Consider the following 16,864-nt stretch of genomic DNA (forward strand, 5'->3'; position numbering starts at 1 on the left):
GCGGTCAGGGCAGCGGCAAGGTCGCCCCGATCGCCGCGATGCCCGCGCTTTGTCGCCCGGCCTCTGCCGACGCGCGCTCGCGCAACCTGTCCAACGCAGGATAGGGCGTGCCGACCGAAGCGGCGCGCTCGCCCGCCAGCGCTTCCAGCTCGGTCGCCAGCGCGGAGGCCTGCGCGCGCCAATCGTCCAGCACCGCCAGCGCCGACTGCGCGTCGAGCCACGCATCGCTACCGACCGTGCGGGCGGTCCCCACGCCCGCGGCCCGCCGCGCCCGCGCCGCGTCGGCATCGAACCCCTTCGTTACCGTCGCCAGCGTCGTAGCCAGCGTGGCCAGCCGCGCATTCAGCGCTGGGTCCGCGACGAGCGGTGCGGGCGCGGCGATCGCCGGCTCGTTGAACCCTAATCTCTCCGCCGCGCGCGGCGCTAGCGACGGATAGCCGGCACGATCGACGGCGCAGCCGGCGAGCGGCAGGGCGCAGAGCAGGGGCAGCATCTTCATCGCGTCGCCCTATGCCTCGCTCCGGAGTCACGCAACGCTCTTGCGCCCGCCCGCACCCGCTTCTAAGAGCCCCCCTTCAATGCGCGCCCGTAGCTCAGCTGGATAGAGCATCAGACTACGAATCTGAGGGTCGGACGTTCGAATCGTTCCGGGCGCGCCAATTTTCTCAAGCAAGCTGAGAAACTTGGAAGGGGTGAGTTGGCTACGAGTTGAGCCTAGCTCGCTACGTCCCCCTAAACTCCCCCACTTTGTACTTCTGTGACATGCTTTCGGCGGCAGAGACCGGGCTGATGAGCGGCACCTCGGCAAGACCACCGTCGCTAACCGTTGCCCCAAGAAGCGCGGCGGCTTCATGGGCGCCGAACAGGCCGCTCTGGGGCATGGATCCGCGTCGTCGGGTCCCTTTCCTCGATGTGATCGAAGCACTTTCTCAGCAGCTTCCACACGTCTGGATCGAGAGCTCGCGTGGACCACGACGGCATTTGCGCTCGACCCAAGCCGCTTCATCAGGGCAGCGAAGGGTTCCAGCGAGTCAGCGTTGGCCGACACCGCTCAGCCCGCCTGTAAAGAGGCGAACACAGCGTATGACCCGGGGCGGCCGGGCAGGGCGGCCGTGCCGAGCATCGCGCCGTGACCCGCCGCTGAGCACCAAGAGGCGAAGCGCGCGGCGACGCTGGGCAGGGGCTCAGCCTGGTCCGCGTCCGTGACGGGCAGCGCCTCGAATACGATAGGCTGTCCAGCAGAAATGCCGGCGGCAGCGAGTATGTCAGGACTGCCGCTGAGCGGCTCAAAGTGCCAGACAGGAACAAGCATTTTTGGCCTGGGCGTGGGGATCGCAGGGTACTTGGACGCCGCCTCGGCGGCGTCGACCGGCGTGCTTCCAGCCTGCTCGCGCAGACATTTCTAAAAGCTGCTGCCAGCACGTCGCGCGCTCCAGCCGCACGTCGAGACGATAGAAGGCGAGCGCTCCCAGTTCGACGAGCTGACCCAGGAGGTTCTTGAGCCGTTCTGCTTCGGCTTCGGTCAGATGGGTTTGGATCACGGCAATCTGTGCGTCTTGCGCGCGCGCAATCGCAGAAAAGGCCGGCTGGCGATCGCCAGCTGGGCTGTTCCGTTCTGTATGCATGACGGTTTCCTTGTGAGCCCCGTCCACCGAGGCTCACGAATGACATGCGACTGAGCACGCTAACCGGCACGCCGAGCGCAAAGTTCAGACGTGCAAGCGTTCGATTTTGCAGCACCGAATGCTCAGCTTGGGCTTGTGCATCGACCTTTCGCGGTCGCGATCACCGGCCGAAGAGCGGCCCACCGCTCGCGGAGGCTGACGCCGGTGAGTGCAGCTGTGTGGGAACTTCGACATCAAATACTGCGCGCAGCCGAATGTCCGCTGTCTGGTGGAAAGCAGACATTGCCGTTACGGCTGAAAATGGCGGATAGCGGCCCGGCCGCTTTGGAGCGCAGAACTGGGAACACCTGCCGTTTGTTCAGCTACGTTTTCGGGCTGCTTTGCGCGCATGTTATGGTCACGAAGTCTCCCGCTTCTCCGCGTCTGCAGAACGAACCAGGAGGTGATTGCCTGCCTTCAGACTTCGGCTTCCCACCTGCCTGGGTACCTTGTTAGTAAAGATCTACCGATAACGTGCCATCGAGGTACTTGTACTGACGAGCTGATAAATGCGCTTAGCGACGAAGGTCGAAGCGTATATCCTTAGGAATGCATTTACCTTCTTCGGAAATCGGCCGCTACGTATCTGTGCACGCCGGCTTGCGGCGCCTCGTACCATTGGCGATTGCGGCGGGGGCATGTCTAACCCCCGTAACGGCAGGCGCCGACCGGTTCGAGCGGTTGTGGAAGCAGGACATGCGCGTGGCAACGGTGGCGTACCGGTTGTCGGTTGCCGGTGCGGCGCTCTGCCGCTCAGCGACCGTACCGCAGTCAGGCATCGTGCTGCATAGTGCGGTGCAATACGGTCTCAGCGACGCGGCGGCGGCCGCTCACGGCATCGGCGATCGACCGACGGTGCTGGGCGTGGTTGCGGGAAGCCCTGCGGACCGCGCCGGGCTCTCGGCGCAGGACGAGGTGCTGGCGATCGACGATGCTCCTGCGGGCACCTCGGTCAACGCGGCGAAGACCTTGCTCGCCGACGCCCTGGGCCGCGGGGTAGCCTGGCTGCTCGTAGCGGGACCAAGCGGCCGACGTCAGATACGATTCCACGCGGCCCCTGGCTGTCCAACAGACGTCGAGGTGCTGACCAACCCGCGCATCAACGCCTGGGCGGACGGCGCTCGCGTGACGATCACGACCGGGATCGTCCAGGCGACGCGGAGTGACGACGAGTTGGCAATCGTGATCGCGCATGAGATGGCCCACAATATCCTTCGTCACTGCGCCCCAAGTGGAGCTGAAGGCGCGGCGAGCGCCTTGCTGCCCGCCGCGCGTTCGGGCGGGGCGGCTCTGGCGATGCGCGCGATGGAGGAGCAAGCCGATCGCTTCGCGGTCGGGATTACCGAGGCGGCAGGGTATGACCTCGCGCCGGCTGTGCCGTTCCTGCGCAGGCTGTTGGCAGAGACCGGCATCGCCAAGCACGCCGCGGACACGCATCCGTCAGGCGATCGGCGGGTCGCACTGCTGACCGCTGCCATTGCGCAGACGCTCGAACGGTCCGCTCAGCGCCGGCCGGCGCGGCGCATCGCGGGAAACACGTCTGCGAGCGCCCGCGTTTCGGGCAAGATGTAGACGATGCCGACGGTGCCCGTGAAGGCGGGGATCACGACGCCGTCATAGAATGCAGCCGGAACGTTGATGCAGCCGTATGAGATGCGGTTGTCGAGCGGCGAAGCGCTCGCGAGCCGCTCGCGCCGGCGATCCGCAGGCTTGCCGTCGATCACCCGGTGCAGCGACAGGGCCTGGTCGTAATCGACCCACAGGACATCCTGTTCCAGATCGAAGCCGAGCGCCGCCTGATGCCGACCCGCAGGCGTGGTGCGCTCGTGCGGCCTGATCGTCGCAAGCCGGCGCTTCCCGATGTCTGGCACCGACTCGTCGCCTATCCCCATACCCAGGAGCGCGGACGTCGCGCCCGCGACGCGGCCGTTGCGCGCGAAGACGAACACCCGCGCCCCGACCTTGTCGACGATCATGAAGGGCAGTCCCTGATGATCGCCCGAGGCGACGATCCAGTCGGCGATGCCACGCACCGCCTCCGATGCCGCCTCGCTACCGAACTCTGCGCGGATTGCGCGCTCCGTTGGTGTTACCTGTGCGGCGAGCGGCGCGTCGCCAACGATCGCCAGCGCGATCGCCAGCGCCGCGGTGCACGCGCGCTTAATGGCGCGCCTGCTTGCGCGGATAGACGGGCACGGCGGGCGCGGGCAGGAACGCATTGCCGCTCGGCTGCGTACCGATCCGGCTGACCGGGCGATCGTCCTTTGCCTGCTGAAGCATCGCGGGCTGACGCCAGGACAGCTGCACTCGCGGCATGGCGACACCGATGCCGTCGACGCTCAGCTGCGGGATAGCCGGTGCGCCAACCGCGATCGGCGCGATGCCGGTGAGCACGGCGGTGTACAACGGCGCGACGACGGGTGCCGCCACCGGCACAGGCGCAACCGGCGCTTCGATCGGCACCGTCGCAACCGGCGGGGTCACCGGCGGCGGCGTGACGACCGGCGGAGTCACAGGTGGAGGTATAACGACGGGCGGGGTCACTGGTGGCGGCGTTACAACTGGCGGGGTGACGACTGGTGGCACGACCACAGGCGGCACGACCACGGGCGGGACCGGAACCACGACCGGAGGCACGACGACCGGTGGGGTCACCACCGGCGGCACCACAACCGGCGCCGGCGTGATCGTTCCAAAGGTTGCGAAGGTCGCCACGCAGCACGACCCGGCCAGCGCATACTGATCGGCGTTCGGACCGCCCAGCGAGTAGCCACTGAACGTGATCCGGCCCCCGGCGCCCACCGCCGGGTCGCTGAACGCCGCGGCGGCATCGGTGCCGGCGACGAGAGTCACACCGCTCGGCGCTCCCGCCGCCACGGTGTTGAACCCGTTGAGCGTCGTGGCGGCGCTGCCGTCGAACACCTTGTTGCCATTGGGGAACACCAGCATGCGCTGCGTGAGCGTCGCGCCTTCGGTCAGCACGAAGCGATTGGCGAAGTCGGTCGGCGCCGCATAGGAGATGGGATTGTAGTTGAGCGTCACCGGGGCGACCGTCACGGTCACTGGCGGCGCAAGCGGCGCGAACACGATCGTGCCCAGCCCGCTACCGTTGCCGCCGCTGATCAGCGTCATGCCGACGGGCAGACCCAGGCTCCGCGCGGGGATCGTCGTACCGCGCGTCAGCGTCACCGCCGCTTCGATATGGACGTCCTCGCCCGAACACAGCGCGATGTTGCCGTCGGTGGTGACGATCGCGCGGCGGACATGCACGTCGCGGCCGGCGTTCAGCAGCACGCTGCCGTTGGTGGTCGTGATCGGCGCATCGACGTTGATGTCGCGCCCGCAGCAGGCCACGACATTGCCGTTGGTCGCGGTGATCGCAGCGTTGATGTTGACGTCGCGAAACGCGTTGAGCGTCAGCGTGGTCGGCGCGCCCGACGCGGTCCAGGCAACCGCGTCGTTGACGAAGATGTCGCCATTTCCGCCCGTTGCGTCGGGGGCCGTCGTGCTGATCACCACACTGCTGGTGACCAGCTGGGCCGAGAGTGTCGCGCCCGATATGTTGCCGCCCGTCGCCGCGATGATGAAGTCGGCCGGATCGATCAGCCAGGTGCCGTTCGTGCCCGTCGCAGCCCAGGTCGTCACGGATACGCCGTCACCGATATTCACCCGGCCTGCCGAGGTTTCGATGAAGCCGCCATCGCCACCGCCCGGTGCGCTGGCGTCCAGCGTGCCCGCGATGTTCGCCGTGCCGCCCTGCATGTCGCCGAGCAGCACGATCCGACCGTTGCGGCTGCCCAATGTGCGCGCCTCGATGACACCGGTGTTGTTCACGACAGTGCGCAGCAGCTGCCCTGCGGCCTGAGCGGTCAACATCACCTGCCCGCCATCGGCGCGGATCAGCCCGCCATTGTCGACCAGCGCGTTGACCGCGCCGCGATCGACCGCGACGTTGAGCAGTCCGTCTCCCGCTACATCCAGCGTCACGCCCTGTCCGCCGGCGAGCGCCACCGTCCCCAGTCGCGCGACGATCACCCCCTCGTTGCTGACGTTCGCGCCGAGCAGCGCGACATAGCCGCCGTCGGCCGCGGTGATCGATCCCCGGTTTGAGACCGCGGCATTGCCCGACCCGCTGAACTGATAGCGCCCAGCCATGAAATCGGCATTGCTGATGTCCAGCGTCGAGGCGACAAGCCCGCCGACGGTCACCTGGGCACCCTTGCCGAACAGCACGCCGTTGGGGTTGACCAGGAACACCTTTCCGTTGGCGGACAGATTGCCGAAGATGGCGGACGGATCCGGGCCGGTCACGCGGTTGAGCGCCACCGCATTCGCATTGGGCTGATCGAAACGGACCGTTTTCCCTGCACCGATGTTGAAGCTCGCCCAGTCGATCGCGGCGGCCGAGCTCGTCTGGGTGACCGTGACCGACGCAGTGCCTGTCATCACCGTCGCTGCGCCGGCAGTGACGGTCCCGCCGGTGGGCAGACTTTGCGCCCATGCCGTGCTCGCAAAGGCGAGCGCGCCGGCCGTCGTCGCCAGCCGGGCAAGACGAACCAGGGCAGTGGAGCAGGAGAGCGCGGTGCGGGTACGATAGGGGCTCATGCGGACGGTCCTTACTTGAAGTGGTGGTGCGCCGCGATCCCGGCGCGACCGTCAGAAGAGTTGATTGACCTGGAACCAGAAACGCCCTGCCCGGTCCGGTCCCGAGGTGACGCGCTCGTCCCCCAGCCGGTGCGCGTAGGTCGCGCTCAGCGTCAGCCCGCTCACCAGGCCGGCGCTCAGTCCCGCGCCGAACCCGCTGCGGCGGCTGCGATTGGGGCCGGCGAAATACGGGTCATGCGCAAAGTCGACGACGCCCGCATCGATGAAGGCGATCACCCGGAGATCGGCGGGCTGGAACGTGATCCAGTCGTTCAGGCCCAGCCGCGCCTCCGCGGTGGCGATCACACCTTGATCGCCGAACGCCTCGCCCTCCGGATAGGCGCGCACCCCGTAGGCGCCGCCCAGCTGCATCTTTTCCGACGTGTCGAGATTGTCAAAAGCGATCTGCCCACGCACCGAGGCATAGAGCGACAACGGGCCGCCGATAGTCTGCAACCGCGCGGCCGAGAAATCGAGCTTGCCGAACCCGCCATCGGTGCGACCTGCCGCGGCGTCGATGGCGCGCTCGAACGGACTGGTGATGTCGAGCTCGCCCACGGTCAGCCGTGCCGAGACCGTGCTCAAGGCCCCACCCGCCAGATCGTCGCGGCCGTCCGCATCGAAGCCCAATGACGCGGTCCGGCTGTTGCGGTTCGACTGCGACGAGACGAGCCCGACCCGGTCCTCGAACCACTTCGCCTCCAGCGCGCCGGTCGCGTACAGGTTCGCCTCGCGCGAGCGCAGCAGGGGATAGCGGGCGTAGACGCTCGCAATGTCCGCCGCGCCGTCCGCGTCGAGCCGCTCGAACTCGCGCCCGAGCTCGTAGCGGATATGCGCATAGGCGGCGCCCAGCGTCAGGTTTCCGACCGGCAGCTGATAGGCGAGCCGCCCGTATGCCAGCCCCCCGTCCGAGGCGAGGATGCGCGCGCTCAGCTGATCACCGATCCCCAGCGGGTTGTTGAGATTGACCGTGCCGCCGCCGCGATATTCGCCGGTGTAGCGATTGCCGGCATTGTCGGCCTCAAGGCTTCCCGTCATGCGCCGTCCGGGTGTGACCGCGACGATCAGGTCGGACGTGCCGACCGCGCTCCCCGGCGTCAGCGTCGATCGCACGCCGACCCCTGGCAGGTCGGACAACAGCAGCAACCTTCGCTCCAGCGGCGCAGCCGTGACGATCGCGCCGCTATCCAGGCCGTCGAGCCGCCCACGCACCACCCGGTCTGCGACGCGGCTCGTGTTGTTGACTTCGATCGCGCCATACCGGCCCTCGATCACCGCCACGGTGACCACGCCCGATTGCACGTCCTGTTCGGGTATGTAGGCTTGCGCCAGGAAGTAGCCGCGAGCCTGGTAATAGGCGGAGATCCGCCCGGCGACGGCCCGCATCTCCGCCAGTGTCAGCGACCGACCCGGCACGAATCCGCTCGCGGCAAGCAACGTGTCGGGCGCGAACAGCGTCGCCCCTGTGATACGCACCGCATCGACCCGGATCGCCTCGCCCGGCGTCTCGGCGGGCGGCGTCACCGCGCGCGGGCGGAGATCGAGATCAAGCGCTGATCTGGGAACTTGCGGCGCGGGCGGGATCTGCTGCAGCTGCTGCCCCGCCGTGGTCGACTGCGCCACCACTGCCGACGAGCAGCTCAGGATGGCCGCGATGAATATTCCAGGCTTGAGCAAAGCTACCTCGGGAGTCGGCCGCGCGAAGAAACCTTGCGCCCACCCGCAGCAAGCAGAGAGCGGAAGTAGCGTTCGAGTGATCCGGTCACCTCGGCTCCCCGGTTACGGACAGGCAGTTAACAACTAGTTACGTCCGGGATGTGGGTTGGTCTCAAGCGTCTGACGAACGACGTTTATTAACCTGAAGGTGCCGGTTTCGCGGAAGGCTGCCTCCACGGCATTTGGATTCTCAACTGCCAGGCCATTCTCGGTCGGCCCGCGTGAAATTGGCAGCTGAACGAATGTCTGAAGCTGGAAAGCCGAGGGCTGGCCGCGAACGTCTGTGATTGGGTCTTAGCTGCCGCCCGACGTCAGCGGCTGAATGTCCGCAACTGGGCGATAGCGGGCATTGGGTAGCCGACGCGCGCTATGTCCGCTGATGGTGGAAAGCGGACGTTGGCGACCGACCCCTGAACGGCCCCGCTTTGCCAATCGGGCGAAGAAGCCGAGCACGTATGTCCGGTATATCGGCGCTACTGCCTGATTCATCCACAGATCTTCAATTGGCGCGCTGTTGCGAGCGATAGCCTCAGCGATAACGCTCTCGATGTCCGGAAAACGACTAAACCGCTTCTCATCAACAGCAGCCTGAAAGCGCTTAGTGAGGGTTTGTTGCTCCACTTCCTGCTCTTCAAGCCATAAATCATAGAAGGCGCATAGGATGGCAACTGCTGAGCCGGCCCGAAGAAGATCGATATCAACGTAATGGTATCGGTCTGCGTCATCGACCTCGGCATCAACGAACTTGAAGGGATCAAAACGGACGTGGACATCAGCGTTGTGGCCAAACCCTGCGGTGGCATCTGCCAAATCCACATACATCATCAGGATTTCACGGACGGCGTCGTTCGCCTCGTGATAATTGTCAGCGCCTACAATGTGCATAGCGCTCCTTAGCTCGTGGGCTAACGTCAGCTATTGGGCGAAAGCATACCTTCCGCTCTAGGGATCAGTGGTGTCCTTTCGGGCCAGTGATGGTTGGCGTTTTGGCGGGCCGGGCCTGAGCAAGAGGTTAGCGGCATTGAGAACAGGCACGGAAACGCCTTCGCCCCCTAAACAGTCCCCCCGACCTGAATGGGGTTGCTCAGACGAGTTCGCGTCCACCGGCTTACTCACGGAGCGGCTGCCAGCCAGAAAGGTGCTCCTTGCCGCTTCTTTCCGCCTCTTGGGTTGGTAGGCCTACCGACTACGAATCTGAGGGTCGGACGTTCGAATCGTTCCTGGCGCGCCAACCTCCTTCTTGATGTATCGAGAGCGTCGCCGACCCGTCACGGGTCGCGGTGAGGGAGAACGCCGATGTGGCTCCAGGCCGGGTTGTGGGGGCTGCTGGGCGGATCGGCGCTGGTGCTCGGTGCGGCAGTCGCGTTCTTCTTTTCGCTGCCGCAACGGCTCATCGCCGGGATCATGGCGCTCGGGTCTGGGGTGCTGATCTCCGCGATCGCGTTCGACTTGATGGACGAGGCGTTCCGGCAGGGCGGCGTGGTCGCCACCGGCGGCGGATTTCTGCTTGGCGCGATCATCTACACGGGCGCGAACGTCTTTATCTCGCGGCGCGGCGCCCGACATCGCAAGCGGTCCGGCGACGACAGCCGCCAGCAGCAGGCGAATGCAGGCACGAAAACGGGCGGCAGCGGCCTTGCCATCGCCATCGGCGCACTGCTCGACGGCGTCCCCGAATCGGCGGTGATCGGCGTCAGCCTTCTGAACGGCGGCAGCGTCAGCGCGGTGATGGTCGCGGCGGTGTTCCTGTCGAACGTGCCGGAGGGGCTGTCGAGCGCGGCGGGGATGAAGCGGGCGGGGCGTTCGGCGCGCTATATCTTCGGTGTATGGGGCGGCATCGCTCTGGCATCGGGCGTGGCGGCCGCGCTGGGCAATCTGTTGCTGGCCGGCGCAGCGCCGGGCTTGATCGCGGGCGTGACCGCGTTGGCGGCGGGTGCGATCCTGGCGATGCTGGTCGACACCATGATCCCCGAGGCGACCGCGTCGACCCACGACTATTCGGGTCTGATCGCGACGGCCGGCTTCCTGACCGCTTTCGTGCTCACAAAACTGGGGAACAGCTAAGCACGCCGGATCGCCCGCGCGACCGCCGGCGGTCCGGTTTCGACAGGGAAAGGGCAAAGGCGCCGATCGTCAGGCCGCGTAGATCGCGTCCAGAACCTCCGCGACGCGCACCAACTCGTCCGCCGCTGCATCGAACCGCTCACCTGAAGCCAACCGTCGCGCCCACTCCGCCGCCGCGCGGCCACCCCATTCGTCCGACCCGCTGGTCAGCGTCTCGCACTCGGTCCCGGCGAACCGTTCGGCGGTGAACTCGTAGAAGCTGCCGTTCACGTTGCGCAGCGCAGCGCCGCCGTCTGTGCCGTGGAAGTGCGCCTCGATCACCGCCTCGCGGCCGGCGTGCAGGCGCCAGGAACAGGCGAGCCGCACGACCGTGCCACTAGCCAGCCTAAATTGCGCGGTGGCGTAGTCCTCGACCTCGGCCGAGGAGCACGATAGCGGTTGCCCGCCGCTCAGCAGCTGTGCCGCGACCCGCCCGTCCAGCGCCGGGAAGTCGAGCACCCACAGTGCCAGATCCACCAGATGAACGCCCAGGTCCATGACGCAGCCGCCACCCGACTGCGCGCGATCGTAGAACCACGGCTTGTCTGGTCCCCAGGCATTGTGGAACGTCAGATCGACCGCAAACACCCGGCCCAATGCGCCGTCACGCACCAGCGGCGCGATCGCCGCCATGCCCGCGGTATGACGATAGGAGAAATCGACGCCGAGCAGCCGGTCCGCCTGTCGGGCCGCCGCGACGACGCGCGCCGCTTCCGCTGCGTCACGCCCCAGCGGCTTCTGGCAGAACACGGCGACGCCCGCCGCGAGCGCGTGGACCGACTGTTCGGCATGCAGCGCGGAGGGCGTCGCGATCACGACGCCGTCGACGCCGAGCGCGAGTAGCGCGTCGAGATCGGCAACGACCTGCGCACCAGGGGCGAGCGTCAGGGCGTCAACCACCATCGCAGGCGAGGGATCCGCGATCCCGACCGCCTCGACCATGCCGGTGGCGAGCATCGCCGCCATCCGATGTCGCCCGATCCAGCCGGTGCCGAGAAAGCCGATGCGAGGCTTGGTCATAGCGGTGCGCCTTGGTCACCACGTCCGAGCACCCAATCGCCGTCATCCCCGCGCAAGCGGGGATTCATCTCCGATGGGGTGGCCGAACACGGCTGGGAGCCTGGCCGAGAACGCAGGAGCCGGGTCCCCGCTTTCACGGGCATGACGGCAGAGTCGGTCATGCCGCGTACTCGATGATGGCCTTGACGAACCCCTCCGGCTTGTCGCGCGTCGCCGCCAGCGCCTCGCCTAGCCGCTCCAGCGGATAGCGATGCGTCAGCAAGGGCGCGAGGTCGATCCGCCCCGCTGCCACCGCCGCCACGCCTTCACGCAACCCGCGCATCTGTACGGCCGGGTCGCGTTCGTGGGCATTGACGACGTCGATGCCCTTCCAGTTCCACATCTGCATGGAGACCTGCCTTGGTCCGTCCTGATGATAGCCGGCGATCACCAGCCGACCACCCTCGGCGACCAACTCGCCCGCAAGGTCTAGCGGCCATTGCTTGCCGACGGCTTCGATCACCCGTTCGCAGCCCGTGCCGCCGGTGAGCGCCAAGACCTGGTCGATGATCGCTTGATGATCGTGCATCGCGATCGTCTGCCTCGCGCCATACCGCCGGGCCAAGGCCAGCGACTCCTCGCGCCGGGAGATCGCGATCACCCGCGCGCCTGCGTCGCTGGCCAGCCGGGTCAGCACCGCGCCCAGGAAACCGATGCCGACGATCGCGACCCATTGGCCGGGCTGCACGTCCGAACGCCGGAAGATGTTCATCGCGCATCCCAGCGGCTCGCCCGGGAAGGGGCCGGGCAGGGCAGGGGGGAGGACGACCAGGCGGTCGGTGGCGACGATGTCATAGAGTGCGAAGCTGCGCCCCGCGAGCGTCGTGACGCGATCTCCCTGGGCCACCCCGGTCACGTCTTGCCCGAGCGCGTCGACCACGCCCCAGCCCTCATGCCCCATCCCGCCCGGCTCGCCGGGGAAAGTGGACCAGGGCTGGCCCTCCCACGGCTCGACATTGGACGCGCACACGCCGCAGCCCTCCAGCCGCACGCGCACCTCGCCGGGACCCGGTTCAGGCACCGGCACGTGGGCCAGTTCCATGCGGCCAGGCCCGGTCAGCACCGCCGCCTGCATCATCTGTGTCACTGCTGCTCCCTTATTCGAAAATCGCGCGTTACCGCCCCATGACCTCAGCACCCCCCGGCATAACCGCCACGCTCACCGAAAACATCGAGCGTCTCGCCGAACGCCGCCGGCGGGAAGTGGCGGCCGCGCCGCTGTCGGACCGGCTCGCCGATCGGATCACCGGTTTCACCGGTTCGATGGTGTTCGTGGTGCTGCACCTGATCCTTTTCGGCGGCTGGATCGGCTGGAACCTGTACGGCAGCCCGAAATTCGATCCCAGCTTCGTGGTGCTGGCGATGATCGCTTCGGTGGAGGCGATCTTCCTGTCGACCTTCGTGCTGATCAGCCAGAACCGCCAGGCCGCCGCCGCCGACACGCGCGCGGACCTCGACCTCCACATCAACTTGTTGGCCGAGCATGAGCTGTCCAAGCTCGCCGACCTGGTCGCGCGCATCGCCGAGAAGCTCGAGATCGACCCGCGCTCGATCGACATGGACGAGGTCCGCTGCGACGTCGAACCCGAGCGCGTGCTCGACGCGCTGGAGCACCAGGAAAAGGCGTGATGGTTCAAGCGGCGACGGTCTGCACGCGCGCCGGCGCGTAGCGCTCGATCATCTCCTGACAGAAATCGGCAAACGCCTGTGGCTGGCGCGCGGGGCTGGTGTGGTGCGGGGCGAGGCCCAGATGCTCGGGCGTGAAGCAGAAGGTGACGGTAACCTCGAAGTCCGCCAGCGCTTCCATCTGCCGGTCGAACCAGCCGATCGCGTCGGGCCGGAACGAATCGGCCCAGCTCAGTCCGGTGCGCAGATGCTTCGTCCCCAGCCGCTTCATCCACTTGACCGCATCGTCCAGCCGCGGGTCATGGTAGTGGAACCACTGCATCAGCCCCATGCGATCCGCGACCTTGGCGTATTCCTCCAGGCCTGGCTTGGGCGTCCCGTCGGCGCGGATCAGCCCCATGTAGAAATGCCGGTAATAGCTCGACCCTTCCGCCTCACGGTGGCGCGTCGTTGCACCCCATTCCATCGGCAGGTCGAAAAGCGAATACCAGAACACGCGCGGCACCCGGCCGATCAGCAGCTCGGCGGTCTTCTGCACGCCGAACACCTGCACCTCCTCCGCGCCGAAGCTGCCGACACCGACCTCCGTCACCCACACCGGCTTGGCGGTAACCGCCTCGATCTCGGCCACCTTCGCGGGCCAGTCGTGGATCGACCAGAGGTTCCAGTCGAGCGGAAAGCCGTGCACGGCGACCACGTCGACCGCGTCGAGCGCTCCGTGCGCTTCCATCCGCCGAATCCAGACCGGGTCGATCGGCGACATGCCGCCCAGCACGCGCGTCATGTCGGGGTTGGCGCGCCCGATCGCTCGGCCGGCGCGCGTCACCGTGTCGGCGAAGATGCTCCAGTCCGGATCGAGCTCAGGGTCCCAATGCGATTTGTTGTTCGGCTCGTTCCAGATCATCGCCGCTTCGACGGTCAATTGCGTGCTCCTGCAGGATAGACCGCCGCCGGTCCCCATTCCGCATAGGGCCGGTCCGCGATACGGCAAAGATACACGTCGTTCTCCGGCCGGGCCTCGACCGTGAACCCCGCCGCGCGCAGCATCCCCTCCGACGCGGCGCGGTTGGGAGCCCACCAGTTGGTCCAGTCGCCCGCGAACTGCCGCTCGATGAAGTGCATCTTGGGATAGGCGGGGTCATCGAAAAAGGCGGGCGGATCGTAGGTGCCGGGCACGTAGAAGGGATGGTCCTCGACCGGCTCCCATCCCGCCTTTGACCCCTGCTGCATCGTCTGGAAGAGCATCAGATCGCCCGCGACATGCTCGCGGATCAGGTCGAGCGCCAGCAGCGGATGGCGGAGATGATAGAGCACCCCCATGAAGATCACGAGGTCGAACTGCTCGCCCAGTGCGCCTACGTCATAGACCGACAGATTGCGGAACTCGACCTGTGGGAAGCCCAGCGTATCTGTGGCGAGCCGGGCCTGCGCAAGGTAACGCTTATCCGAGTCGATCCCGACCACGCGCGCCGCCCCGCGTCGTGCCATCTCGACCGAGTAGAAGCCGGCATTGCAGCCGATGTCGAGCACCGTCTTGTTGCTCAGGTCGGCGGGGATCGTGTCGGCGAAGTGTGCATATTTGAACCGCGGATAGTCGCCCAGGAAGTGATCGGGCGCGGTCTGAATGCCGTGTCCCAGGTCGATATTGTGGAACCAGGGCGCAAGCGCCGTCACCTGGTCGCGCAATGTCTCCGCGTCCGCCATCAAAGCTCCCCAGAATCGTTTTTGCCATTCAGCCACAGCAATTTGGCGCCCCAGTCGCCGATCGCCACGCCTGTAACCGAAGCCGGGTCGATGTCGAATAGCAGCAGGTTGTCGAGCGACAGGCCGACCACATAGGCGACGGCAGCGCGGATCATGTCGCAATGCGACACCATGGCCACCGTTTCCCTGGACGGCACGTTACGCAGATGGGCAACGATCCGCGTCTGCGCCTCGCGCATCGACTCGCCGCCGGGAATGCGCGCCGTGCCGCGTCGCTCGTTCCACGTCCGCCACTCGGCGTCGTCACCGAAGCTGTGAATTTCGCGACCGGTCCAGTCGCCCATGTCCAGCTCTAACAGCGCGTCGACTGGACTGGGCTGGGGAAGGCCACAGGCGGCAGCGATCGCCGAGGCCGTATCGCGCGTCCGCTCGAGCGGGCTGCACTCAACCCTGGTCAGCCCGCGCCCGGCGAGCCGGGTCCCCAGCGCGGCCGCCTGCTCGCGACCCCGGTCGGTCAACGCCACGCCCTTGCGTCGCCCGGACAGCTGCCGGTTCAGGTCGACATGCGCCGCATGCCGGATGAGCAGAACAGTTGCCGTCATATCAGTGTGGAAGCACGAGACTTGATCTGCATTGCACGGAAAAACCGCTCCGCTGGTTGCCAAGAGGGCCAGCAGGAACAAAGAAGAAGAAGCTTCGTTCCGGGGGGCGTCGCAATGGCGACATACAGGGGTGCAGGATCTAAATGCAACTAGGGGTAGTCGACCGCGTAGGCGCGGCATGAGCGAACATGTTCTTGTCACAGGCGGCGCGGGATTCATCGGCCGTTTCGTCACCGACGAGCTGCTCGCGCGCGGCAATCGCGTCCGCGTGCTCGATAGCCTGATTCCGCAGGTTCATGGGCAGGTCGACGGCTCCAAGATGCTCAGTCGCGAGGCGGAGCTGATCCGCGCCGACATACGCGACGGCGACGCGGTCGCGCACGCGCTGACCGGCGTCGACAGCGTGATTCACCTGGCCGCCGAGGTCGGCGTCGGCCAGTCGATGTACGAGGTCGAGCGCTACACCTCGACCAACGACGTCGGCACTGCCGTGTTGTTCGAAAAGCTGATTGACCGGCCGGTTCGCCGCGTCGTCACCGCCTCCTCCATGTCGATCTATGGCGAGGGTCTGTACACCGACGCCGATGGTGCGACGGTGGAGGACGCCGACCGCCCCAATCTGCGCGACGGCCTGACGCAATGGGACCCGACCGACGCGCAGGGTCGCCCGTTGGTCCCGATGGCAACGCCCGAGTGGAAACGCCCGGCGCTGTCGTCGATCTATGCGCTCAACAAATATGTGCAGGAGCGCACCACGCACATCATGGGCGCGCCCTACGGCATGGAGAGCGTCTGCCTGCGGCTGTTCAACGTCTATGGCCCCGGCCAGGCACTATCCAATCCGTACACCGGCGTGCTGGCGATCTTCGCGTCGCGGCTGCTGAACGGCCAGCGGCCGATGATCTTCGAGGATGGCGAGCAGCGCCGCGACTTCGTGCACGTCACCGACGTCGCGCGTGCCTTTGCCGACGCGCTGACGCTGCCGGAAGCTGTCGGTGGCACCTTCAACATTGGTTCGGGTCACCACCGCTCGGTACGCGACGTTGGCATCGAACTCGCCCGCGCGATGGGCAAGAACGATTGCGAACCGGAGATCGTCGGCAAGGCGCGGATCGGCGACATCCGCCACTGCTTCTGCGACACGACGCTCAGCCAGCATCGGCTGGGCTTCGCGGCGCGTCAGGATTTCGGCGAGGGCCTTGCCGAACTCGCCGGCTGGGTCGCCGAGCAGACCGCCACCGACAATGTCGCCCAGATGCGCGCGGAGCTGGAGAAGCGGGGACTGGTGGCGTGAGGTCCTATTTCCGTCACCCCGGCCTTGAGCCGGGGTCCAACGCGGTGCGGGGCCTCAACATCAAGCGGGCAGGCCTGCGCTGGCACCACGCTGGATGCCGGCTCAAGGCCGGCATGACGGAGGTGATCTCGCATGGCTGACCTCCCCATCCTCGTCACCGGCGGCGCCGGGTTCATTGGCTCTAACCTGGCCGATCGTTTGCTGACAGACGGCCACCGCGTGCGCATCTACGACGCGCTCAGCCGCCCGGGAACGGAGAAGAACCTCGCCTGGCTGCAGTCCCGCCACGGCAACCACATCGACTTCATTCACGCCGACATCCGCGACCACGCCCGCCTCGCCGCTGCGGCCGCCGGCGTTCAAGCCGTCTTCCATCTCGCCGCGCAGGTCGCCGTCACCACGTCCATGTCCGATCCGGCGGAGGACTTCGCGATCAACATCGGCGGCACCTT

The 16,864-nt window shown here is 66.8% G+C and carries 17 protein-coding genes and 1 tRNA gene; 7 read left to right on the top strand and 11 right to left on the bottom strand.

The features are described 5' to 3' along the window. Nucleotides 1-4: 4 nt before the first annotated feature. Nucleotides 5-499 (bottom strand): hypothetical protein, encoded by a 495-nt coding sequence (locus JWN21_RS11400; RefSeq protein WP_299649999.1) that lies wholly within the window; start codon nucleotides 497-499, stop codon nucleotides 5-7. Nucleotides 500-582: 83 nt separating this feature from the next. On the opposite strand from JWN21_RS11400, the gene JWN21_RS11405 reads away from it, so the two are divergent. Next, nucleotides 583-659, top strand: a tRNA-Arg gene (locus JWN21_RS11405). Between the two features lie 627 nt (nucleotides 660-1,286). Here the strand turns inward: JWN21_RS11405 and JWN21_RS11410 are convergent. Further along, nucleotides 1,287-1,625: a hypothetical protein gene (locus JWN21_RS11410; protein WP_299650002.1), complete on the bottom strand. Its 339-nt coding sequence runs from the start codon at nucleotides 1,623-1,625 to the stop codon at nucleotides 1,287-1,289. A 627-nt stretch (nucleotides 1,626-2,252) separates the two neighbouring features. Between JWN21_RS11410 and JWN21_RS11415 the strand changes: the two genes are divergently transcribed. Continuing rightward, complete coding sequence (locus tag JWN21_RS11415; RefSeq protein ID WP_299650005.1) at nucleotides 2,253-3,236, top strand: M48 family metalloprotease; 984 nt, start codon at nucleotides 2,253-2,255, stop codon at nucleotides 3,234-3,236. On the opposite strand, the gene JWN21_RS11420 is transcribed toward JWN21_RS11415, so the two are convergent. From JWN21_RS11420 to JWN21_RS11435, 4 genes are all read right to left on the bottom strand, one after another. Continuing rightward, a complete protein-coding gene (locus JWN21_RS11420) occupies nucleotides 3,167-3,883 on the bottom strand; it encodes a L,D-transpeptidase (protein ID WP_299650008.1) in 717 nt (238 codons plus the stop codon). The two genes, JWN21_RS11415 and JWN21_RS11420, sit on opposite strands and share 70 nt — an antisense overlap. Next, the gene (locus tag JWN21_RS11425) at nucleotides 3,825-6,269 is read right to left on the bottom strand and encodes a filamentous hemagglutinin N-terminal domain-containing protein (protein ID WP_299650011.1); all 2,445 of its coding nucleotides are present in this window, start codon (nucleotides 6,267-6,269) and stop codon (nucleotides 3,825-3,827) included. The genes JWN21_RS11420 and JWN21_RS11425 overlap by 59 nt, the downstream gene beginning before the upstream one ends. A gap of 51 nt (nucleotides 6,270-6,320) precedes the next feature. Continuing rightward, complete coding sequence (locus JWN21_RS11430) at nucleotides 6,321-7,985, bottom strand: ShlB/FhaC/HecB family hemolysin secretion/activation protein (RefSeq protein WP_299650014.1); 1,665 nt, start codon at nucleotides 7,983-7,985, stop codon at nucleotides 6,321-6,323. A 333-nt stretch (nucleotides 7,986-8,318) separates the two neighbouring features. Continuing rightward, nucleotides 8,319-8,909 carry a hypothetical protein gene (locus JWN21_RS11435; protein ID WP_299650017.1) on the bottom strand — a complete coding sequence of 197 codons (591 nt, stop codon included), beginning with the start codon at nucleotides 8,907-8,909 and terminating at the stop codon, nucleotides 8,319-8,321. 411 nt (nucleotides 8,910-9,320) lie between these two features. On the opposite strand from JWN21_RS11435, the gene JWN21_RS11440 reads away from it, so the two are divergent. Then, complete coding sequence (locus tag JWN21_RS11440) at nucleotides 9,321-10,088, top strand: ZIP family zinc transporter (RefSeq protein ID WP_299650020.1); 768 nt, start codon at nucleotides 9,321-9,323, stop codon at nucleotides 10,086-10,088. A 69-nt stretch (nucleotides 10,089-10,157) separates the two neighbouring features. Here JWN21_RS11440 and JWN21_RS11445 read toward each other — a convergent pair whose 3' ends face one another. Then, nucleotides 10,158-11,147, bottom strand: a complete 990-nt coding sequence (locus JWN21_RS11445; RefSeq protein WP_299650023.1) for a Gfo/Idh/MocA family oxidoreductase — start codon at nucleotides 11,145-11,147, stop codon at nucleotides 10,158-10,160. A 157-nt stretch (nucleotides 11,148-11,304) separates the two neighbouring features. Next, nucleotides 11,305-12,264, bottom strand: a complete 960-nt coding sequence (locus JWN21_RS11450; protein ID WP_299650051.1) for a zinc-binding dehydrogenase — start codon at nucleotides 12,262-12,264, stop codon at nucleotides 11,305-11,307. A 47-nt stretch (nucleotides 12,265-12,311) separates the two neighbouring features. Between JWN21_RS11450 and JWN21_RS11455 the strand changes: the two genes are divergently transcribed. Continuing rightward, nucleotides 12,312-12,815, top strand: coding sequence for a DUF1003 domain-containing protein (locus JWN21_RS11455; RefSeq protein ID WP_299650026.1), 504 nt, complete (start codon nucleotides 12,312-12,314; stop codon nucleotides 12,813-12,815). 4 nt (nucleotides 12,816-12,819) lie between these two features. Here JWN21_RS11455 and JWN21_RS11460 read toward each other — a convergent pair whose 3' ends face one another. Genes JWN21_RS11460 through JWN21_RS11470 form a run of 3 tightly spaced genes read right to left on the bottom strand, consistent with a single transcriptional unit; the run spans nucleotide 12,820 to nucleotide 15,199 of the window. After that, entirely contained in the window at nucleotides 12,820-13,734 is a 915-nt protein-coding gene (locus JWN21_RS11460; RefSeq protein WP_299650030.1) for a beta-xylosidase, read from the bottom strand. Beyond that, complete coding sequence (locus JWN21_RS11465) at nucleotides 13,731-14,516, bottom strand: TIGR04290 family methyltransferase (protein ID WP_299650033.1); 786 nt, start codon at nucleotides 14,514-14,516, stop codon at nucleotides 13,731-13,733. The genes JWN21_RS11460 and JWN21_RS11465 overlap by 4 nt, the downstream gene beginning before the upstream one ends. Continuing rightward, complete coding sequence (locus JWN21_RS11470) at nucleotides 14,516-15,199, bottom strand: histidine phosphatase family protein (RefSeq protein ID WP_299650036.1); 684 nt, start codon at nucleotides 15,197-15,199, stop codon at nucleotides 14,516-14,518. Before JWN21_RS11470 ends, JWN21_RS11465 begins: the two co-directional genes overlap by 1 nt. Nucleotides 15,200-15,296: 97 nt before the next feature. On the opposite strand from JWN21_RS11470, the gene JWN21_RS11475 reads away from it, so the two are divergent. From JWN21_RS11475 to JWN21_RS11485, 3 genes are all read left to right on the top strand, one after another. After that, on the top strand, nucleotides 15,297-16,412 hold the full coding sequence (locus JWN21_RS11475) for an NAD-dependent epimerase/dehydratase family protein (RefSeq protein ID WP_299650039.1): 1,116 nt from the start codon (nucleotides 15,297-15,299) through the stop codon (nucleotides 16,410-16,412). Then, a complete protein-coding gene (locus JWN21_RS11480) occupies nucleotides 16,409-16,552 on the top strand; it encodes a hypothetical protein (RefSeq protein ID WP_299650042.1) in 144 nt (47 codons plus the stop codon). Before JWN21_RS11475 ends, JWN21_RS11480 begins: the two co-directional genes overlap by 4 nt. Further along, a partial coding sequence (locus JWN21_RS11485) for an SDR family NAD(P)-dependent oxidoreductase (protein ID WP_299650045.1) occupies nucleotides 16,545-16,864 on the top strand: 320 nt, incomplete at its 3' end. The genes JWN21_RS11480 and JWN21_RS11485, both read left to right, overlap by 8 nt.

The sequence above is a fragment of the Sphingomonas bacterium genome, from assembly GCF_028292945.1.
Classification (GTDB): domain Bacteria; phylum Pseudomonadota; class Alphaproteobacteria; order Sphingomonadales; family Sphingomonadaceae; genus Sphingomonas.